The 19,696-nt window shown below is 41.0% G+C and carries 22 protein-coding genes; 21 read left to right on the top strand and 1 reads right to left on the bottom strand.

Annotated elements, in window-relative coordinates; all coding sequences use genetic code 11:
• Position 1 precedes the first annotated feature (1 nt).
• From ACS3UD_RS00860 to ACS3UD_RS00895, 8 genes are all read left to right on the top strand, one after another.
• Positions 2-682: a DUF4367 domain-containing protein gene (locus tag ACS3UD_RS00860; protein WP_308138215.1), complete on the top strand. Its 681-nt coding sequence runs from the start codon at positions 2-4 to the stop codon at positions 680-682.
• Between the two features lie 153 nt (positions 683-835).
• Positions 836-1,324 (top strand): deoxycytidylate deaminase, encoded by a 489-nt coding sequence (locus tag ACS3UD_RS00865; protein WP_308138214.1) that lies wholly within the window; start codon positions 836-838, stop codon positions 1,322-1,324.
• A 92-nt stretch (positions 1,325-1,416) separates the two neighbouring features.
• On the top strand, positions 1,417-1,848 hold the full coding sequence (locus ACS3UD_RS00870; protein ID WP_308138213.1) for an NUDIX domain-containing protein: 432 nt from the start codon (positions 1,417-1,419) through the stop codon (positions 1,846-1,848).
• Between the two features lie 40 nt (positions 1,849-1,888).
• Positions 1,889-2,413 (top strand): nitroreductase family protein, encoded by a 525-nt coding sequence (locus tag ACS3UD_RS00875; RefSeq protein ID WP_308138212.1) that lies wholly within the window; start codon positions 1,889-1,891, stop codon positions 2,411-2,413.
• A 422-nt stretch (positions 2,414-2,835) separates the two neighbouring features.
• Positions 2,836-3,462: a methyltransferase type 11 gene (locus ACS3UD_RS00880; protein ID WP_308138211.1), complete on the top strand. Its 627-nt coding sequence runs from the start codon at positions 2,836-2,838 to the stop codon at positions 3,460-3,462.
• A gap of 54 nt (positions 3,463-3,516) precedes the next feature.
• Positions 3,517-4,704, top strand: coding sequence for a 23S rRNA (uracil(1939)-C(5))-methyltransferase RlmD (gene rlmD / locus ACS3UD_RS00885; protein ID WP_308138210.1), 1,188 nt, complete (start codon positions 3,517-3,519; stop codon positions 4,702-4,704).
• A gap of 483 nt (positions 4,705-5,187) precedes the next feature.
• A complete protein-coding gene (locus ACS3UD_RS00890) occupies positions 5,188-6,840 on the top strand; it encodes an antirestriction protein ArdA (RefSeq protein ID WP_308138209.1) in 1,653 nt (550 codons plus the stop codon).
• The gene (locus tag ACS3UD_RS00895) at positions 6,827-7,105 is read left to right on the top strand and encodes a DUF4314 domain-containing protein (protein WP_308138208.1); all 279 of its coding nucleotides are present in this window, start codon (positions 6,827-6,829) and stop codon (positions 7,103-7,105) included. Before ACS3UD_RS00890 ends, ACS3UD_RS00895 begins: the two co-directional genes overlap by 14 nt.
• 36 nt (positions 7,106-7,141) lie before the next feature.
• Here the strand turns inward: ACS3UD_RS00895 and ACS3UD_RS00900 are convergent, their stop codons facing one another.
• Positions 7,142-7,465, bottom strand: a complete 324-nt coding sequence (locus ACS3UD_RS00900; RefSeq protein ID WP_308140134.1) for a helix-turn-helix domain-containing protein — start codon at positions 7,463-7,465, stop codon at positions 7,142-7,144.
• A 128-nt stretch (positions 7,466-7,593) separates the two neighbouring features.
• On the opposite strand from ACS3UD_RS00900, the gene ACS3UD_RS00905 reads away from it, so the two are divergent.
• The 13 genes from ACS3UD_RS00905 (at position 7,594) to ACS3UD_RS00965 (ending at position 19,695) form a co-directional block, all read left to right on the top strand.
• A complete protein-coding gene (locus ACS3UD_RS00905; RefSeq protein ID WP_308138207.1) occupies positions 7,594-8,106 on the top strand; it encodes an SLOG family protein in 513 nt (170 codons plus the stop codon).
• 226 nt (positions 8,107-8,332) lie between these two features.
• Positions 8,333-8,671 carry a hypothetical protein gene (locus tag ACS3UD_RS00910; RefSeq protein ID WP_291954771.1) on the top strand — a complete coding sequence of 113 codons (339 nt, stop codon included), beginning with the start codon at positions 8,333-8,335 and terminating at the stop codon, positions 8,669-8,671.
• 4 nt (positions 8,672-8,675) lie between these two features.
• The gene (locus ACS3UD_RS00915) at positions 8,676-9,521 is read left to right on the top strand and encodes a DNA adenine methylase (RefSeq protein WP_308138206.1); all 846 of its coding nucleotides are present in this window, start codon (positions 8,676-8,678) and stop codon (positions 9,519-9,521) included.
• 45 nt (positions 9,522-9,566) lie between these two features.
• Positions 9,567-10,178 (top strand): hypothetical protein, encoded by a 612-nt coding sequence (locus ACS3UD_RS00920; protein ID WP_308138205.1) that lies wholly within the window; start codon positions 9,567-9,569, stop codon positions 10,176-10,178.
• A 70-nt stretch (positions 10,179-10,248) separates the two neighbouring features.
• Positions 10,249-10,818 (top strand): YodL domain-containing protein, encoded by a 570-nt coding sequence (locus tag ACS3UD_RS00925; protein WP_291954779.1) that lies wholly within the window; start codon positions 10,249-10,251, stop codon positions 10,816-10,818.
• A 12-nt stretch (positions 10,819-10,830) separates the two neighbouring features.
• A complete protein-coding gene (locus ACS3UD_RS00930) occupies positions 10,831-11,211 on the top strand; it encodes a SpoVG family protein (protein WP_308138204.1) in 381 nt (126 codons plus the stop codon).
• Between the two features lie 11 nt (positions 11,212-11,222).
• Positions 11,223-14,912 carry an S-layer homology domain-containing protein gene (locus ACS3UD_RS00935; protein WP_308138203.1) on the top strand — a complete coding sequence of 1,230 codons (3,690 nt, stop codon included), beginning with the start codon at positions 11,223-11,225 and terminating at the stop codon, positions 14,910-14,912.
• A gap of 41 nt (positions 14,913-14,953) precedes the next feature.
• A complete protein-coding gene (locus ACS3UD_RS00940; RefSeq protein WP_374049886.1) occupies positions 14,954-15,241 on the top strand; it encodes a DUF6133 family protein in 288 nt (95 codons plus the stop codon).
• The gene (locus ACS3UD_RS00945; protein ID WP_308138202.1) at positions 15,231-15,680 is read left to right on the top strand and encodes a prepilin peptidase; all 450 of its coding nucleotides are present in this window, start codon (positions 15,231-15,233) and stop codon (positions 15,678-15,680) included. The genes ACS3UD_RS00940 and ACS3UD_RS00945 overlap by 11 nt, the downstream gene beginning before the upstream one ends.
• Positions 15,681-15,713: 33 nt before the next feature.
• Entirely contained in the window at positions 15,714-16,532 is an 819-nt protein-coding gene (gene cpaB / locus ACS3UD_RS00950) for a Flp pilus assembly protein CpaB (RefSeq protein ID WP_308138201.1), read from the top strand.
• Positions 16,533-17,339 (top strand): ParA family protein, encoded by an 807-nt coding sequence (locus tag ACS3UD_RS00955; RefSeq protein WP_308138200.1) that lies wholly within the window; start codon positions 16,533-16,535, stop codon positions 17,337-17,339.
• Positions 17,339-18,769 carry a type II/IV secretion system ATPase subunit gene (locus ACS3UD_RS00960; protein ID WP_308138199.1) on the top strand — a complete coding sequence of 477 codons (1,431 nt, stop codon included), beginning with the start codon at positions 17,339-17,341 and terminating at the stop codon, positions 18,767-18,769. Before ACS3UD_RS00955 ends, ACS3UD_RS00960 begins: the two co-directional genes overlap by 1 nt.
• Positions 18,766-19,695, top strand: a complete 930-nt coding sequence (locus tag ACS3UD_RS00965; protein ID WP_308138198.1) for a type II secretion system F family protein — start codon at positions 18,766-18,768, stop codon at positions 19,693-19,695. Before ACS3UD_RS00960 ends, ACS3UD_RS00965 begins: the two co-directional genes overlap by 4 nt.
• The last annotated feature ends 1 nt before the right edge of the window (position 19,696 follow it).

Raw genomic sequence — 19,696 nt, forward strand, 5'->3', positions numbered from 1 at the left:
CATGTCCGAAGAGAGATTAAAAGAAGCACTAGAAGTTTCAATGGAAAGGGAGCTTGATTCAATGTTTCCTGATAGCGGCATAAATGAGATTCACAGTTTTTCGCTTGAGTTTGAAAAAAATATGGAGTCTGTCATTAAAAAAGCAAAAATAAAGTATGTAAATATAAGACAGTTTACAATAAGGAGAAGCATTATTGCAGCATCTCTGATAATATTTATATATATGGCAACGCTTAGTGTTGAAGCATTCAGGGCCCCGTTAATAAGGCTTACAGAAAAAATTTATACGGAGTTTTCTGAAATATTATTTGATAATGAAGAAAATATTGATACTCCCAGAAAAATTAAGGACTTATATGTTCCGGGATATATTCCTGAAGGTTATACTTTAAAGGAAGAAAGCGAAGAAAAAATGACTATGATGCATCATTTCATGTATACAAATGAAATGGATCAGTTCATATTTGTTGAACAATACACTTTGGGAGTCAGCATGTCTGTGGATACGGAAGGAACAACAACTGACAGAATAATGATTAAGGGAATGGAAGGAATCATATATTCAAAAAAAGGCTTGACAACAATAATAGTCAATGACGACAACTATGTGCACTTAGTATGTGGTTATGAAAGTAGAGAAGAGATAATAAAAATAGTTGAATCACTGTACGTTCCAAAATAGCATTTTTTTCTCCCTTTATAAAAATGTACCGTTAATAATTACGGTGCATTTTTTGTGGAGGGATTGTGATATGTACTTTATAATAATAGAAAAATTATTTGATTATTTGATTAAAATATGTTAAATTTTAAAAAAAGTTTAGAAGGTAAAAGTATGGATAGAAGAGACAAGGTTAATTATTACTTAGATTTGGCAGAGGTTGTTTCGCAGAGAGGGACATGCCTTAGAAGGAGATTTGGAGCTGTTATTGTAAAAAACGATGAGGTTTTGGCTACTGGTTACACAGGTGCACCGAGAGGAAGAAAAAATTGCAATGATTTAGGAGTGTGCATCAGACAAAAGCTTAATATTCCCAGAGGTGAGCGTTATGAGCTTTGCAGAAGTGTTCATGCGGAGGCAAATGCCATTATAAGTGCTTCCAGAGACAAGATGATAGGAAGTTCTTTATATTTAACAGGAATAGAAAATGAAACAAATGAATATGTTAAAAATGCAAGCAGTTGCTCTATGTGCAAGAGGATGATTATTAACGCTGGCATTGAAAATGTTTATATCAGGGATACAAAGGATACTTACCGAGTTGTTAATATTGAAGAGTGGATCAATAATGATGAGTCCTTGGAAGGACAGCACGGATATTAGCAAGAAGTTTAAATTTTAAATTTTAATTTTAAATTCATAATGCTATAATACTATATATAAGAATCGAAAATTAATTCAGCAGAGGTAAACGCATGATTGAGATCACATTTGGTGAAAAATTATCCGATGTTAGCTATAATGACAGAGCAGGGGCATATCTTATTTCTGTTAAGAACGGGAAAATGGCCGTTGTAGAAACTCCTAAAGGATATTTCCTTATAGGAGGAGGAATAAATACGGACGAAAGCCATGCTGACTGTATAAAAAGAGAAGCCATAGAAGAAATAGGACATATTGTAACCGTTAAAAAATATATATGCTCTGCGGAGGAATACATAACACGCGAAAAAAGAGGATATTTCCATCCCATTCAGTATTACTACGAAGGCGAAATAGGTGAAAAAACAGTTAATCCAATTGAAATGGACCATGTATTCAAATGGATTCCAATAGAAGAATCGGAGAGCAAGCTGTTTTTTAAATCACAGAAATGGGCTGTGAAAAAATGGATGTCAGCTCAATAAAAATTGTAATTTAAAATAAGGTGAAGTGAGGAGTTAAAAATTGCTGGAATTAATAAAAGAGAGAAGAAGTATTCGCAGTTTTAAGGAAGAAAAATTAAGTGAAGAAGCTGTAAAGGATATTCTAAGAGCAGGTCTTCTTGCTCCTACGTCAAAAAATAAGAGACCTGTTGAATTTGTCGTTGTTGAAGACAGAGAGACTTTAAGCAGGCTGAAATTCTGCAAGGACAAAGGAAGCAACGGACTTGATACAGCACCATGTGCAATAGTAGTTATAGGAGATGCCGAAAAAAGCGATGTATGGGTAGAAGATGCTTCGATAGCTACGGCCTTCATGCAGCTTCAGGCTGAAAGTATGGGGCTGGGCTCAGTATGGATTCAAATGCGGAAGCGACGCAGCTGTTCAGACGATTCTGAAAAAGAAGTCAGAAAAGTACTGAACATACCTGATAAATATGGCGTTCTGGATATCCTTGCCCTAGGATACAAAAATGAGTTGAAAAAGCCCTATGAAGAAGATGACGCTGACTTTTCAAAAGTTCATTTTGAAAGCTACGGCAGTAAATAGATTAATCGATTATATTTAGTAATACGTCCTGCATTATTTTATTATTATGCGCATATTGTTATAAACTTACGTCTGCTTGCTGAAAATATTAAATTGCGGAATTCCAACAAAAAATCAGAGATATTTTTTTGAAAGTAAGTTAAAATTGTTTCTCGTGTATGTAAAGTATCAATTTTTGAATCTTTTAAATTTATGATATTTGTATATTTATTACATATTAATTTGAGATATCCTTTATTTTATGGAAGACATACCGTGCTTTATATGTTCCCGATACTGCACATATACTATGTTACAAAGGTAATTTTGTTACAGCTTTTATTCATTTGAGGGAAACAGTTAAAATTCCGGGCGGATTTGCTGATATTGTACGGTTGATATATATGAGATAGCAGAATTTATTTTATATTAAGGGGAATTCTATGAATCCATGGGAAGAAATCAATTTGAGTGATTATGAAAATCATATGAAACTGGAATCGGTTTATCAGTTGCAGACATTGAATAAAATGATGTGGGGCCAGCTTAATGATTATGATGTATCATCAGTATTAATTCTTGGAGTTGCAGGCGGTAACGGATTAAATCATGTTGACAGAGATAGAATAAATGTAATATACGGAGTAGATATAAACGAAGACTATTTAAAAATATGTAAAGAAAGATATCCGGTTTTGGAAGATTTATTCGTTCCGATAAGGGCAGATATAACAAATGAATTTTGTGAGCTGCCAAAAGCAGATATTGTAATTGCGGATTTATTTGTAGAATACGTCGGCTGTGAGATATTTGCATCAACAATCAGAAAAATAAAACCGAAATATGTTTCGGTAATTATTCAGGTTAATGAAGATGACGGCTTTGTGTCGGATTCTCCATATATGACTGAATTAAAAAAATTAGAAAAAGTGCATTTTTGCATTGACGAAAAAGAAATATCACTTTCCATGAAGAAAATTGATTATAACTTATCTTATAGAACAGAAGAAAATTTGCCCAACGGGAAAAAGCTAATCAGATTGGACTATTGCTTTAATCTAAAAGATTAAATTTAAAATATATTGAAAATTATTAGTTTTTTAAGTATTGAAATAAGGAGTTTTATGCAAAAAGAAAAAAATAATACTAAAGATATGCTGAGCTGTCCGGTTATGAAAAGATGCGGCGGTTGTCAGATGCAGCACTATAGTTATGAAAAACAGCTTGAAGAAAAGCAGAAGGGAGTAAATATCCTTCTCGATAAATACTGCAAGGTTGAAGAAATTGTCGGAATGGAAAATCCGTATTATTACCGGAACAAAGTTCATGCAGTATTTGATACTGATAAAAAAGGAAATATTATTTCGGGAGTTTATGAATCCGGAACACACAAAGTTGTTCCCGTAGACAGCTGCCTGATTGAAGATCAGAGAGCAGATAATATTATAGTTACAATCAGAGGAATGCTTAAATCATTTAAAATTAAAGCATACAACGAAGACACAAGAGTAGGACTTCTGCGCCATGTTCTGATTAGAACGGGACATGAAAGCGGAGAAATAATGGTTGTGTTGGTGCTTGCCTCACACATATTCCCTTCAAAGAATAATTTTATTAAAGCGCTCTTAAAAAAACATCCTGAAATTACAACAATAGTAATGAATGTTAACAATAAAAAAACAAGCATGATACTGGGAGAAAGAGAACAGGTGCTGTACGGCAGAGGATTCATAGAGGATACTCTGTGCGGAAAAGTTTTCAGAATTTCACCGAAGTCATTTTATCAGATTAACCCTGTCCAGACAGAAATTCTTTATGGAAAGGCAATCGAGCTTGCGGAGCTTAAGGGAAGTGAAACTGTAATAGACGCCTATTGCGGAATAGGCACAATCGGAATAATAGCAGAAGACCATGCCAAAAAAGTACTTGGAGTCGAACTTAACAGAGATGCTTTCAGGGATGCTATAACAAATGCAAAAAGAAATAAATCAAAAAATATATTTTTTTACAACTGTGACGCCGGCGAATTCATGAATCAGATGGCCAGCGAAAAGCAATCAGCTGACGTTGTATTCCTAGATCCTCCAAGGTCAGGCAGCACAGAGCAGTTCTTAGATTCGATGATTTCAATCAATCCCAAAAAGATAGTCTACATTTCCTGCAATCCCGTAACATTAGAGAGGGATTTAGCCTATCTCACAAAAAGAGGCTACGAAGCCAAGACAGCAATACCTGTTGATATGTTCCCGGGTACGGAGCACGTTGAATGCGTGATTCTGATGCAGCGTAGTGGTTCAAAAGACAAAATATAGAGTTTGACCACTACATGTAGTGGTTTAGGGGTAAAAAATGAGTAGAAAAAGGGGTTAAAAATGCACGATTTTAGACCCCTTTTTCAGCGAAAAATACTGATGCAGAAGGTGATTTTTCAGATATAGCCCTCAAAATGATGCAAAATCATTTTATGATAAAAGGAATTATAAAATAAAATAACTATAGAAAAACATATATAGCCGAAGAGTTAAAGTGCATCATTGCACTCTAACTCTCCGGCTTTTTTGTTTTCAGAAAGGACACGATATGCTTGTAAAATACAAACGAAATAGAAAATTTGCCTGTTACGATTCTGAAAGCCTTACAAGTACCGGCAAGCCTGATCCGCCCCCTCGCCTTGTTGGCCCCTTTAAAAGCTGTGGAGAATGCCCTTATGCATCCCACGGCTTTTTATGTTATAGCCGTGAAGGAGATTGCCTAAGAACCGATATGCAAAAAATTAATCAAAGGAGGAAAAAGATATGCGAGCAATGATTCAATGTATGCATGAAAACAATTATCAAAACCTTACTTATCCCAGTAAGGAAAAAGAACTGCAGATTTTATGCGACAGTCTTGGTGTCGCCAATACTACAAAAACAGAGATTAAAATCGGCAGCGTCCATAACAATGAAAGGTTGTCGACCCTGCTCTCTGATAAAACAGTAAATCTTGATGAGTTAAACTTCCTGATGAAGCGATTGGACAGCTTCGATCAAAAGGAGCTTGCAACCTTTTATGCAGCTGCTTATGCCGAAAAAGCTGAAACAATGACGGAGCTTATTAACCTCAGTTTTAATACCCATTGTTACAGCCTTGTAGCCGATTTTAGCGACTTAAATGCCGTAGGCAGGCAGATATACCTAACGGAGCAAATGGCAGTCAGCACAGAGGAATTAGAGAGCCTTGACGGACGAAAATACTTTGAAAGCATGATTGCAGAAAACCCTAATCCTGTGATAACACCATATGGAGTGGTGTATAGAAACAGCAATGAGATTGTACAGACCTATGACGGCAGAAACTTTCCCTATTACCAATATGAGAATACTCCTATTACACTGCTTCTGAGTGCTCAAAATCGTAGCGAATATCTTTATCTGCCTATGGAGCAGAGTGAGATGAACAAGGCTTTAGAGCGATTAGGCGCAAAGAGTCTTGAAGAAATCCACTGGCAGGTAGAAGAACACAATATACCTGATAACCTTGCAGATATGGCAGTTAAAGATCAGTCAGACCTATATGCCCTCAACCAATTTGCCGAAATTTTTAAGGAGATGGGACAGCGTGAGGTTATATCTTTATCTGAACTTGCAGCCTTTGTAAAAATCACTAAAGGAGAGGAACTTAAAACGCTGGCAGGCTGTATGTATGAGTTTGAAAGTTTTCCCGATATCCACACTCTGGAGCAATACGGCAGATATATGATTTGCGAAAGCGGTCGCTTTGAATATGACAAAAATTTGGAGGACTACATCGACTTTAAATCCTATGGGCAGGACAAAATCAGCCGTGAAACCGGGGCATTTACTTCTAAAGGTTATCTACTTTACCACGGATATGACCTGGAAATGCAGGGAATTTTGAATAAAAATATCGGGCTTAAAATTAAAGAGCTGCACGAACCGCAGGAGCTTAAACTGTATATGCCTCTTAGGGCTGTTACCTATCAGGATGAAAATGACTATGGGGATCTTTATCAGGTAGATTATGAAATAGATGTGTATTCTGAAGAACTAAGTTCCTATGAAGATGAAATAAGAACTGCTATTATAAATCATCGTTTGGATGATGAAAAGCGTGGCATGATGGATTACTATGATCAGCCCGATACGGTGAATGCAAAAGTACAAAAGTATCTGTTTGATGTAGAAGTAATTGATGGAGAGCTGATGGGAGTTGCAGTTCTTACTCTTAATGCACCCTTAAATCAAGGAGAGCTTATAAAAATTAAGGAAGCCATCGAGGGTCAATGCTCTGACGGCTTTGGAGAAGGCCTCGAGCAGCGTGAAATTAAGTGTAACGGCAAGGAGGTATATGTAAGTCTTTGGAACTCTCATGATTGGAGCCTGAAAACCGCTGAAGAAATGGGAATTACAGAACAAAAATATGAAATGAAGTTTGAAGGTATGTGAAATGAATGGATTTCCTACAAGACAACAGGTTGAAAGAATTAAAGAAAAATTTCCACCAGGTACTAAAATCCGTATGGAATCTATGTCCGATCCCTATGCACCAATTCCGCCTGGTATTGAAGGGATAGTAGATTTTGTGGATGATATCGGTACACTGCACTGCAGCTTCGAAAATGGGCGCAGCCTTGGTGTTATTGTTGGCGAGGATAGCTTTTCAGTTATTGAACCGGAAGAAGAACAAGGCATGGGTTTAACGATGAAATAGGAAAAACGGCAAGATGCAAAACACCCTGCCGCTTCCCTATTTTTCAAGTCCCTTTATCAAATCAAAAACAAAAATTCTTTTATCCTCCGGCTGTTTGCGTAGGATTGTAAGTATTTCCGCCTCCTGCTCACTTAGTTCAGAAGCCCGAAGCGTGGATTTTATGTCGGTTCTACCAAGAATATAGTCCACCGAAGTATCAAGGGTATCAGCGAGCTTCACAAGCATTTCCGCAGGCGGTACCGCTTTTCCGATCTCGTAGCCGCTGATGGTTTCCTGCGACACATTAAGCTCCATTGCAAGGCGAAGCTGTGTCAGGTTTTTAGCTTCCCTTAGCTGTTTTAAACGTTCTATAAATATCACTCCTTCCAAATATGGATATTATCAATATAAAGTATATCCCTATAAGTTGACTGTGACAGTCATGTTGCTTATACTGTGTATGGAGTATATCAATATGCAAAATGAGCAATATGACTGGAGGATGAAATGTGAACCGGAGACTTATCAGAGAAAAAACAGTATGCTTTACCGGGCATCGAAGTGAAAAGCTTCCAAAAGGAGATGCCTTGAAACATTTGAGAATAAAGCTGTCAGAGGAAATTGAAAAAGCAATACAAGATGGCTACAACACCTTTTTATTTGGAGGTGCCTACGGGTGGGACCTTATGGCAGCGGAGGAAGTGATTAAAAAGAAAACAGTGATTGACTTTAACAATCCACGGTATATTCGGCTGATTGCCGTAATCCCCTTTGAAGAACAGGCAGTGAGGTACTCGCTTTCAGATCATGAACTATATTATGAAATCATGCCTAAATGCGATGATGTCATTATCTTAAATACCAATTACAACAGCCGATGTTATGCTCATCGAAATCAGTATATGGTAGAACGCAGCAATAGGATTATATGTTACTGGAACGGGCAAGCCAGAAGCGGCACAGCACAGACTGTCCGCATGGCAGAAAGAGAAAACCTTGAAATTATAAACCTATATGAATAATGACCAAAAGGCATTACTAAATTTCAACTCAGTAATGTTTTTTACTTTAAATTAAGAAAGCTCATCTATCAGTAAGTAAATAAAAACGAAACGACACTGGTATAACATCCGGTGTTTTTCATATATCAATCAAAAAAACAAGGCCGTTTTCCCCAAAGAAAGCGGTCTTGCTTTTTTTACTCTATCTTGTTTTTCTTTCGGGCAAGCGGTCGGAAAGGAGGCAAGAATGGACAAAGACCAGCTTGCAGAATATCTCAAAGCCCATCATCTCGGTAAGGAAAATGCAATCCTAAGCCGAGAGCTTGAGAAGTTATTTTGTGTAAATGGCAAGGAACTCCGAGACATTATCAATATCCTGCGCCGTGAAGCAACCCCCATTGCCAGCGACCAAAGCGGCTATTACTATGCAAAAACTGAAAGCGAACTGCGAGCCACCATCCGCCATATGAGGCGCAGGATTGCCGGTATCAGTGCCGCTATTCGTGGATTGAACCGCTCTCTTTCAAATTTTGACAAGGCACAGACCCGCCTGCCCTTTATGGAGGGGGGTGAGGACTCTGAATAGCTTCATGTCCTGGATAGGCGGGAAAAAGTCACTTCGTGAATTGATTGTAAGTCTTTTTCCCCTATACTACGAACGCTATATCGAAGTGTTCGGCGGTGCGGGTTGGATACTCTTTCATAAAAATCCCGGTAATGATTTTGAAGTATACAACGATTATAATAGCCTGCTGGTCAACCTTTATCGCTGTGTAAGGGAAAAACCAAATGAGCTGATGGATGCACTGCGGTATTGCCTCAACTCCAGAGAAGATTTTGACTATATAAAAAACTGTCTTGCCCGTGACAGCCCTGTCTCCGATGTACAAAAAGCGGCATGGTTCTATCAGCAAATTCGCTATAGCTATGCTTCGGGGCTAACCAGTTTCGGCAGCCAGCCCCACGATATTTGGAGCAATTTTCCGCTGATAGAGCAGGCACATCGCAGGCTTGCGAAGGTGGTGATTGAAAACAAGGACTTTGAAAAGCTCATCAGGCAGTATGATCGCCCAGTGAGTTTTTTCTATTGCGACCCGCCGTATTTTGAAACTGAAGGCTATTACAAAAATGTCGGGGAGGACGGATTTACAGAAAAAGACCACATTCGTTTAAGGGATTCTCTGATGAAAGCCCAAGGTAAATTCCTGCTTTCCTACAATGATTGTGAATTTATCAGAGAACTCTACAATGCACCGGGTATTCAAATTGATGCTTATACCCGCATCAATAATATCAAACAGCGTTATGACGGGGGTTCCCAGTTTCCTGAAATTCTCATAGCTAATTACGATATGCAGGAGCGAGGCTTAAGCATCCCGGCACAGATGAATCTGTTCGATATAAGAGCGCCCGGTTTTACATCGGATGAGGAATAAGACAGTTTCAATCTAAGGGCAATAATTTAATGGAGGAATATATCTATGAAGAAAAATCAAAGCGAGAAAATAGCAGAAAAAGATATCCTTGACGAAATGCTGGAGGGAACATCCCTTGCTGATGCTGAGGTACTTGATGTCGTAACTGGTGAAAATGTCTGTGTGATTTTAGACGGCAAAATGACAGTGCTGGAACTTACAAAGGTAATAAATATCCTAAGCACACTTGCTTCCGACCTTACAGTGATACTGGCACAGGCCTGTGGTTTTTGCAATAACTGCGGAGATTTACAACCATGTGAAGATTCAGATAACAAAAGTGATTGTGAAGCTACGAGCTGTCATAATACACCGGAAAGCTGGGTAGCTCAGTGCGAGCTTTGCCAGAGCTTACTGGATGGAAGCGGAGATGTTCGTATTCCAGACTATATCCTGGAGGAAGCTGGTATCCCGACAGATGCTAAATTAGAAGCTTATGCCGATGAGGATAGCGGCGAAATTACTGTTGCAGAAGCAGATATCCAAGAAGATATTACTGATGTGCCTTCCGGCATAGTTTCAATTCTTGCCTCATCCGGTATCTGCCTTGCAAAGCTTGATGAACTGATCGTGCTCGATGAAATTGTCTACGGGCAAGGAAAAATTTTCAATAGTTAATGATGCAGAAATCTGAAACTAAGGCTTTAGCTTTCCGGAAGCAAGTTTATATTAAAGGCAGGTGATGAAAATGCAAGGTATAAAAGAGAAAGGCGGTGTCGTTTTTTATTATGGCAATCCTGCCGGATACGTCAATAAAGAAAATGCCATTATGGACTCTATCTTTCAAAATGAAGAACTGGAAAGTTGGCTGCAAAAGAAAGGATTAGTTCCACAGTGGACAGATGGTGTCATGGAACGGCTTCTTGTCGGGGAACAGATTGCAGGCAGTATAGAGGCCGCTGTATCTCTGAAAAATGTTCGTATCTGGCAGCTTAAGCCTGATACGGATGTGTATATGAAATTTATCGGCTTGGATGAAATGATAAGCCAATTTGGAGACCCTTCTCCGGAGCATTACGGCATCGTGTACGATGGACAGCTTGAAACAAACGACCTTGAAGCTATTTACACCCGCTGCAATATAAATCATCCTCCCGGATATAGGGGGCATTCGCTGTCTATGTCCGATGTGGTGGAACTATATGACGAGGAAGGCAGTGAATATCATTACTGCGACCGTTTCGGATTTAAGCAGATTGCTTTTGAAGAAGATGGTCAAATCAAGGGCATGGCAGAGTCCATGTCACAATCATTTTAGGAGGAATAAGTTATGCCAAAAACAGCAGCACAAGCAGCCACTAAGCAGGAGCTGCCGCAAGAAAACCCGATGCAGTTTAATGTGCGCATTTATCCTGTGAAAACAGACGGTACACTGAAAGCCAATGCATCGGTCAATATCAACGGATTTTTTGCCGTATCTAAAGTCCGCATTTTAGAGGGTACAAAAGGCCTGTTTGTATCCATGCCCCAATATAAAGGGCAAAACGGAGAATACAAAGACATCTGCTTTCCCTGCACGAAGGAGGCAAAGCAAGCCTTTGATAAAGCAGTGCTTTCTGCCTATGAGCAGACGATGGCACAAAAGCAGTCCAAGGAACAGGTGCAAGAAGCTCCAAAACAAGAACAAAGCCAGCAGATGGCCGGAATGTAAGGGGGATGTCAATGAGTACAAAGATAAAAAGACCTACCAGCTTTTTGCTGATACTATGTGTAGTGCTTTCGCTATTTGCAGGAAGTGCCTATGCAGCCCATCGGTACTTTGAAGATGCCAAAGGGCATTGGGCAGAGGAAGCTATAAATATCCTTGCGGAAAAAGGTGTAATTGCAGGCTATCCCGATGGTTTGGTACACCCCGACAATATTATTACAAGGGCAGAGTTTGCAACTTTGATAGCAAGGACAATGGAACTGCCAAAGTCCACAGACAAGGATATCACAATCCACTTTACTGACATTCCAGGGCATTGGTCCGAATCGGATGTAGAGGCTCTTGTCATTGCAGGCATTATTCAAAAAGGTGATTTTAGCAATAAGTTTTTGCCTGATGAACCTATCACCCGAATGGAAATGATCCGTATGCTGGTGAGGGCTATGGGCAAGGAAAATCATGATCCCTCCTGTCCCTGTATGCTTGGATTCTTAGATGAGAGCCAGCTTAACGAGGAACAAAAGGCATACATCTGTACCGGCAAGCATTACCACATTATAGATGGATATCCGGACGGCACAGTTCGCCCCGTTAAGAACGCAACTCGTGGTGAAGCCTTTGAGATGCTGGTGGATACAGAAAAGGCTAAGGAACAGATTAAAAATGAAGAACCGGAAAAACCGTCTGTTACAGAACCAGAGGAAAAATCTTCAGGCAGCGGCGGCTCTTCCTATGTACCGACACCTCAGTTTTCCTTCCTTTTGCCGGAAACTGCCTACACAACCGATGAAATTGAAATAAAGCCAAACAGCCGCTATGTCAGTAGCATCTTGTGGACAGTTCAAAGAGATGGTGTCCCTATGGAGCTAACAGATGTTATCAAAGGTGAGCTGACGGCAGATGGCGGAAAAGTGCAGTTTTTACAAGCCGGTAATTTCACCCTTACCGCAACTGTTAAAAACAGTCGTGGTGTTACGGCAAGTCATGAGCAGGCTATTGAAATTTATCCGGTGGTTTCAGCAGGTTTCAAATTGCCTGAGACAGCACACACCGATACAGCTGTTGCCGTAGAGCTTTCAACTGAAAACCTTGGAATTAATGAAGTGGTTTGGTTACTGGAAAAAGACGGCACAGCTATAGATATCACGGAAGGTATCTTAGGGGAGCTAAACTCCCAAGGCGGCACAGTGATGTTCAAAGAAAAAGGTAATTATGTATTGAACGCTGCTATCACTGACGGACTTGGCAAAACAGTTAATGCCTCCGATACCATCAATGTCTACCCTGTTTCAGAAGTAAAGCTTGAATTGCCTGCTGTTTCCCATACAGACAAAACCATTGCTATGCAGACAGAAACCAAGGAAGCAGACGGCTTAACCATAGCCTTCACTCTGAGTCGAAACGGTGAACCTGCCAATATCAGTACATTTATAGAAGGGAATCTCACTAAAGGCAGTGTTCGCTTCAAGGAAAAAGGCGTGTATACCCTGACAGCCTCTGTCACCGATATAACGGGCAGGGTGTTTGCCGATACGGCCACGATCACGGTATATCCTGTTGGCTCAGCCGGGTTTTATTTGCCCGAAATCTTCCATACGGATAAAAGCGTTACGGTGGAGGCAGTCTTTAATGAAATTGGCAGTGATATCGCCGCTTGGTCATTAACTCGTGACGGAAAAGAAATTGCTCTATCTGATGCGGCCATAGGTGCACTCAGTAATACGGGAGGTAGTCTGCAATTTAAGGAAAAGGGCAGCTACTTTTTAAAGGCAGAGTTTACCGATGAAGGTGGCAGAAGTTATAGCTATGAACAAAGCTTCAATGTATATCCTGTGCCAACTGTAAGCTTTAGTCTGCCAAGGTACGCACACACCGATACTGATATTGTAGTCAATACCAATTCCGCTAATCTGGATGGTCTTGCCATTGAATGGCTGGTGGATAACACCTATGGTTTTCAGGATTGGAACACCTTTATAGACGGCTGTCTTGCTAATAACGGCGGTACTATCAGGTTCAAACGAGCCGGTATCTATGAGTTAGTGGCAAGGCTCACCGATGAAACAGGCAGGGTATTCTTATTTGAACCGGGCGGCAAGTGTGAAGTCTTACCCGTACTGACAATCGGATTTGAACTTCCGGGGCTTGCCTATACCGATACGGTCATTGATCTGCGCACCTTCGGAAACAACAATGTGCTTCCGGTGGAATGGACAGTAGAAAAAGACGGTAAGAGCATTTCATTAAGTGAAACATTCAGCGGCAATCTTAATGCCCAAGGCGGCAAAATCAACTTTAAGTCTCATGGAGAATATGTCCTTACTGCTACCATGACCGATTATCTCGGCCGCAGCTTTTCTAACAGCCAAAGGGTAAATATATTGCCGGTGATGAAGTACACATTTACAATCCCTGAAACAATCCATTATGGAACAAATTTCACTGTAGCCGTTAAAGATGCCCAGCATATTGACGGTTATACCGCAGTCTGGAAGCTGCAAAAGGATAGTGAAGATAGCATATTCCAAGGTACACTCGATAACAACGGCGGCAGTATTTCTATCCACGATGTAGGCGATTTTATGCTGACCGCAACTATTACCGACAGTGCCGGACGAACCATCAGTCATTCCGAAAGTATTACCGTTACAAACATCCCTCCCGATGCACCAACGGTGACGGCAACTCCTTCCCGAACTGTACAGGACGGAAAATTCTTTGTGGATATCAAAGCTGATACCACTGATCCTGATGGGGATGCGGTGATCTTGGAATACGATGGAGTATCAGCCGATGGCTACTATATCCCAGGTACCCACACAATTCGTGTCAGGGCAAAGGACATTGCAGGAGCGTATTCTCCTTGGGCAGAAAAAAGCTTTACCATCACAAGTTCAGCCCCTACGGTAACACTGACGGCAACCCCTACCAGAACCGCTAAAGACGGTAAGTTTTTCGTAGATATCACTGCCAAGGCAAGCGATGCTGACGGCGATTCAACCACCTTGGAATGGGAAAACAAAACCGCAGATGATTACTACGCTGTGGGCACCCATACAATCCGTGTCCGTGCCAAAGACAGCACAAAACTATATTCGGAATGGGTATCTAAGACATTCACCATTGCAAACTCTGCACCCCTAACCCCGGTTATCACAAGAACACCAAACGGCAATAGTGTAGCACCGGGAATCCCTGTCACCATCACAGCTGCAAGCTCAGACCCGGATGGCGATGCAGTAACTCTTGTCTGGGAAAACAGAAATGCCAAAACACAAGTTTATCCCCTGGGAAGAAATCTGGTACGAGTAAAAGCGGTTGATACAGCAGGGGTTGAGTCGCCATGGGCAGCCATTGTGTTCTTTGTAGCCGATTCCAACGGCGGCGGAGGCATGACACTTACCGGTCCTGATTCAGTCATATTAGAAAATGGACTTGAAGGTGCTACTATAACCGAATACACATTCACAGTTCCGCCGGTTTCCGGTCACAGCGGCTCTGACTTCGGAAGAGTGAGGGGCTTAAATAAGCTTACAGGACAGTGGGATCAACTGGACTACGGCACTACTTCAAACGGCATTACATTCAGCCGTACCCTTGGTGCAGGTGTATATACTCAGCTGGAGTTTTACTATTATACGAATCACAACTGCATGTATAACAAGAGCAATATCACCTATTCGGTAACTTATCATTTTGAGTAAGCAAAACCGTCCACAAAAATTGAAATATAAAGGAGATTATCATGATGAAAGAATTCATTATCAATATGAAAAAAAGGATCGCCCATACCGCAAACTATATGAACACCGGCATCCAGTCCTTGCCTGCAAAATTGCAGATTTTTAAAATGAGAAGCCAAGCAGTGCTTGTCAGTAATCGTGCGGAAGGCTATATTGACACAGCAGTTAAGATTCTGATTGCCGTTGTGCTTGGGGCTCTGCTCCTTGCAGGACTTTATGCCTTGCTGGAGGGTACTGTGCTTCCGACCTTGGTTCAGCGAATCAAAGAAATGTTTAACTATGCAGGCTAACGGCATCCTTCAGGGGGTGCTTTTTTGTAGCCTCCTTATAGCAGCTGCTGGATGGGATTTAAAGAAAAGAATGATTCCCGACAGCATCTGTATCCTAATATTTTTGACGGGGCTGATTAACTTCAGCCCCGTCAACTTTTTAGGGGCACTGCTTTCCATCCCATTTTTTATTGTTGCATGGATTGATGAAAAGCATATGGGCGGAGGCGATGTTAAATTCATTGCCGCTGCCTGCTCAGTTTTGGGCATAGATGCTTCCATCTGGGCATTTGCCTTGGCTTTACCGCTACCCATAGGAATATGCATATGGAAAATAGCATCGAATCATCTTCACCGTAAAAAGAAACTATGGAATGTCCATATGGAAATGCCCTTGCTGCCTATATTAGTCGTAGGCTTCCTGCCGGCATACATTTTAAAATTTGGTGGATTTATTTAATATCCATAATTAAATATCAAGGAGGAACTGTTCATGAATTTACTGAAAAACCGCACCGTGCTGGGCGTAATCTGTATTTTACTGTCTTTGCTCATCTGTTTCGGTGTGACACCGCTGTTTAATAAAACAGTCAGTCATAAAACTGAAATTGTTAGGGTGACAAAGGAGATTAAAGCCGGTGATGAGATAACCAAGGATATGGTGCAGATTGCCGAAGTCGGCGGATTTGGCCTACCCGAGAATGTTATCAGGCAAAAAGATACCGTGATAGGGAAATACGCAAAAGCGGATCTTTCTATCGGTGATTATATTCTAAATACCAAGCTGTCCGATATACCGGCTGCTGAAAATGCTTATCTTTATAATTTAGATGGGAGTAAGCAGGCCATGTCTGTTACCATTAAAAACTTTGCAAACGGCCTGTCAGGTAAACTGCAAAGCGGAGATATAGTGTCTATTATTGCTCCTGATTACAAAAAGCAGGGATCAACTGTTATCCCTGCGGAACTTAAATATGTAGAAATTATCAGCGTAACTGCTCCCAGCGGCTATGATGCCAATACAGGAGAAATAAAGTCTAATGATGATGAAAGGGAGCTACCTTCTACGGTAACCTTGCTTGTATCTTCTGAACAAAGCAAGGTACTGGCAGAACTTGAGGCAGACGGAAAACTTCACCTCTCTCTTGTGTACCGTGGTACACCAGCAAACACTGCCAAGTTTATTGAAGTACAGGATGAAATTAACGAGGCCTTGTATCCCACGGAAAAAAAGAATGATACAGAGGAACAGAAATCGGCAGATTTGGAATCAAAGCCTGAACAGCCTGTTAAGAATGAGGTGACTGAATAAATGAACTTTAAAAAGAAAGGCATCTTTTCCCGCTCTGTACGGAGTGAGGAACCGGCTGCTGAAGAAGTATTGCAAGGGGGCATCCTTGCAGTTTGGGGCAGTCCGGGCAGCGGCAAAACCGTGACTGCCGTAAAAATTGCAAAATATCTTGCAGATAAAAAGAAAAATGTGGTGCTACTGCTATGCGATATGACTGCTCCGATGCTGCCTTGTATCTGTCCGCCCTCTGAGATTGAAAGCGAGCATTCTCTTGGCAGTGTCCTTGCCGCTACCCATGTGACAGAGCCTTTAATAAAGCACAATCTTGTGACACTAAAAAAGAACAGCTATCTCACAATTTTAGCCATGAAAAAAGGCGAAAATGAATATACCTACCCGCCTTATTCAGAGGTGCAGGCAAAAGAACTTCTTTGTGAACTTAGAAGAGTCGCTCCTTTTATTGTGGTGGATTGCAGCAGTTATATCGCTAATGACATCCTTTCAGCATTAGCGCTGATGGAAGCTGATAGTGTCCTGCGTCTTACCAATGCAGATTTAAAATCCATTAGCTATCTATCAAGCCAGCTGACCCTTCTTCGTGACAGCAAATGGGATGCAGATAAGCAATATAAGGTTTCTTCTAACGTGAAGCCGCAGCAGGCACAGGATCAGACAGTGCATGCACTGGGGTCTTCTGCTTTTACCCTTAATTATTCACAGGAATTGGAACAGCAATATCTTGCAGGGAGTCTGCTTGCAGATTTATCCCTTAAGGATAGCCGCCAGTTTAGAAAAGAAATTGAAAAAATCGTCAAGGAGGTGTTTTGATGTCTGCTAAAAATAAAAATCTTATTGCTACCAGAGAAGAACAAAGACAATCTGAAAATGATCTCATTGATTTAAAAGGCATATCCCGAGCTCATGCACTATTCTTTGCACCGGAAAGCGAGGGCAAGGATTTTTCTACGGTATTAAGTGATGTACAGGAATATATTTCGGAAAATTATAGCACTCTCATTACAGGTAATCGCTCCGATGCCAAGGTACAGATGAAACGATATATAACCAAATATCTGCAGGATAACCGTATATCAGTAAACGGTATAAGCGGAGATGCCCTTGCTGATGCACTCTATACTGAAATGGCTGAGTTTGGTTTTTTAACTAAATATATCTTCGGTACAGGCATTGAAGAAATCGACATCAACAGCTGGAGAGATATCGAAGTGCAATACAGCGATGGCCGCACCGTAAAACTTACAGAACGCTTTGACAGTCCTGAACATGCAGTCAATGTGATTCGCCGCATGCTTCATATCAGCGGTATGGTGTTGGACAACGCAAGCCCTATTGTACTGGGGCATCTATCTAAAAATATTCGTATCGCAGTATTAAAAAGTCCTATTGTGGATGAGGATGTCGGTGTAGCAGCATCTATCCGTATAGTAAATCCTCAGTCAATGCAAAAGATGGATTTTGTAAATAGCGGCACCGCTACTGAACCCATGCTGGACTTTTTATCCCTATGTGTCCGCTATGGTATTTCCGTGTGTGTGGCAGGGGCTACCTCCAGTGGCAAAACCACTGTTGCCGGGTGGATACTTACAACCATTCCGGACAACAAACGTATCTACACCATTGAAAATGGCTCCCGTGAGCTTGCCTTGGTGAGGGAAAAGGATGGTAAAGTGACAAATTCAGTCATTCATACCCTTACCCGTGATTCCGATAATGAGCGCCAGCGTGTGGATCAAATTGCTCTTTTAGATATGGCTCTTCGTTTTAACCCTGATATTGTGGTAGTCGGTGAGATGCGCGGGGCTGAAGCTAATGCCGCTCAAGAAGCAGCAAGGACAGGTGTAGCTGTGCTTACCACCATCCACTCCAACTCCTGTGAGGCAACCTATCGCCGTATGGTATCCCTATGTAAGCGTGCCGTAGATATGAGCGATGCCACTCTTATGGATTATGTGACAGAAGCATATCCAATCGTAGTATTTTGCAAGCAGCTGGAAAATAAGCAGCGCCGAATGATGGAAATACAGGAATGTGAAATTCTGCCTGACGGAACAAGGCATTTTCGTCCGCTGTTTCAGTATGTTATAGAGGAAAACCGTATGGAGGAAGGTAATTTCATCATTGAAGGACACCATAAACAGGTGAATACTATTTCAGAGAGTCTAGCTAAAAGGCTTCTGGAAAATGGTATGCCCCAGCCAATCATCATTGCTTTAAGGGAGGGGGTAAAAACTGCATGATAACCATTTTGCTTGTTGCCTGTATCGGAATGATTGCAGGTTTTTTTATTTTGTTAAACCTATCACCTATGGAGTTCACAGACTCGGTATTTGCAAAACTTACTGATAAGCCCAGATCCCTCCGTGATGAGATCAATGAAAGTACCCGCCGTAAAAAGAAATCCTATCTTCGCCGGGAGATTGCTGAAGTACAGAGCATTCTCAAAGTAACCGGGAGAACGGCAAAGTTTCCTATGATTTGCGGGGCTGCCTTGCTGTTCTTTTGCATTGGTGCATCTATCGCTATCATGATGGGGAATATCTTTTTAGTCCCTGTTATGGCTGTAGGATGTATGTTTTTGCCCCTTTGGTGGGTAAAGCTTACGGCTGGCCATTTCAAAAAGGATATTGCAGCAGAGCTTGAAACAGCCCTTAGTATTATTACTACTGCCTATCTTAGAAATGAGGATATCCTAACGGCGGTGGAGGAAAATATTCCTTATCTTAATCAGCCGGTACTAAATGTTTTTCGCGGATTTGTATCAAGTGTTAAGCTAATAAATCCTGATGTGACAGCCGTTCTACTCGATCTAAAGGAACAAATAGATAACGCCGTGTTTCAGGAATGGTGCGATGCAATCATTGCCTGCCAGCATGATAGGAGTCTGAAAACAACTCTAACACCCATTGTGACTAAGCTCAGCGATATGCGTGTAGTAAACGGTGAGCTGGAGAATATGGTGTTTGAACCTCGAAAGGAATTTATCATCATGCAGCTTTTGGTAGTGGGAAACATTCCCCTCTTATATTTCCTGAACAAAGACTGGTATCATACCTTGATGCACACTCCCCTGGGACAAATCATTTTGACTATCTGTGCCGCAGTGATTTTTATTTCTATGGCCTTTGTAATTAAACTGACTCAGCCTATTGAATACAGGAGGTAGC

The organism is Sedimentibacter sp. LTW-03 (assembly GCF_052059825.1).
GTDB lineage: Bacteria > Bacillota > Clostridia > Tissierellales > Sedimentibacteraceae > Sedimentibacter.

What these genes read in the sequence shown, in the direction of transcription:
- ACS3UD_RS00860 (WP_308138215.1), top strand. Translation starts at nt 2, where the DNA reads ATGTCCGAAGAGAGATTAAAAGAAGCACTAGAAGTTTCAATGGAAAGG.
- ACS3UD_RS00865 (WP_308138214.1), top strand. Translation starts at nt 836, where the DNA reads ATGGATAGAAGAGACAAGGTTAATTATTACTTAGATTTGGCAGAGGTT.
- ACS3UD_RS00870 (WP_308138213.1), top strand. Translation starts at nt 1,417, where the DNA reads ATGATTGAGATCACATTTGGTGAAAAATTATCCGATGTTAGCTATAAT.
- ACS3UD_RS00880 (WP_308138211.1), top strand. Translation starts at nt 2,836, where the DNA reads ATGAATCCATGGGAAGAAATCAATTTGAGTGATTATGAAAATCATATG.
- rlmD (WP_308138210.1), top strand. Translation starts at nt 3,517, where the DNA reads ATGCAAAAAGAAAAAAATAATACTAAAGATATGCTGAGCTGTCCGGTT.
- ACS3UD_RS00890 (WP_308138209.1), top strand. Translation starts at nt 5,188, where the DNA reads ATGCGAGCAATGATTCAATGTATGCATGAAAACAATTATCAAAACCTT.
- ACS3UD_RS00910 (WP_291954771.1), top strand. Translation starts at nt 8,333, where the DNA reads ATGGACAAAGACCAGCTTGCAGAATATCTCAAAGCCCATCATCTCGGT.
- ACS3UD_RS00915 (WP_308138206.1), top strand. Translation starts at nt 8,676, where the DNA reads ATGTCCTGGATAGGCGGGAAAAAGTCACTTCGTGAATTGATTGTAAGT.
- ACS3UD_RS00920 (WP_308138205.1), top strand. Translation starts at nt 9,567, where the DNA reads ATGAAGAAAAATCAAAGCGAGAAAATAGCAGAAAAAGATATCCTTGAC.
- ACS3UD_RS00925 (WP_291954779.1), top strand. Translation starts at nt 10,249, where the DNA reads ATGCAAGGTATAAAAGAGAAAGGCGGTGTCGTTTTTTATTATGGCAAT.
- ACS3UD_RS00930 (WP_308138204.1), top strand. Translation starts at nt 10,831, where the DNA reads ATGCCAAAAACAGCAGCACAAGCAGCCACTAAGCAGGAGCTGCCGCAA.
- ACS3UD_RS00935 (WP_308138203.1), top strand. Translation starts at nt 11,223, where the DNA reads ATGAGTACAAAGATAAAAAGACCTACCAGCTTTTTGCTGATACTATGT.
- ACS3UD_RS00940 (WP_374049886.1), top strand. Translation starts at nt 14,954, where the DNA reads ATGATGAAAGAATTCATTATCAATATGAAAAAAAGGATCGCCCATACC.
- ACS3UD_RS00945 (WP_308138202.1), top strand. Translation starts at nt 15,231, where the DNA reads ATGCAGGCTAACGGCATCCTTCAGGGGGTGCTTTTTTGTAGCCTCCTT.
- cpaB (WP_308138201.1), top strand. Translation starts at nt 15,714, where the DNA reads ATGAATTTACTGAAAAACCGCACCGTGCTGGGCGTAATCTGTATTTTA.
- ACS3UD_RS00955 (WP_308138200.1), top strand. Translation starts at nt 16,533, where the DNA reads ATGAACTTTAAAAAGAAAGGCATCTTTTCCCGCTCTGTACGGAGTGAG.
- ACS3UD_RS00960 (WP_308138199.1), top strand. Translation starts at nt 17,339, where the DNA reads ATGTCTGCTAAAAATAAAAATCTTATTGCTACCAGAGAAGAACAAAGA.
- ACS3UD_RS00965 (WP_308138198.1), top strand. Translation starts at nt 18,766, where the DNA reads ATGATAACCATTTTGCTTGTTGCCTGTATCGGAATGATTGCAGGTTTT.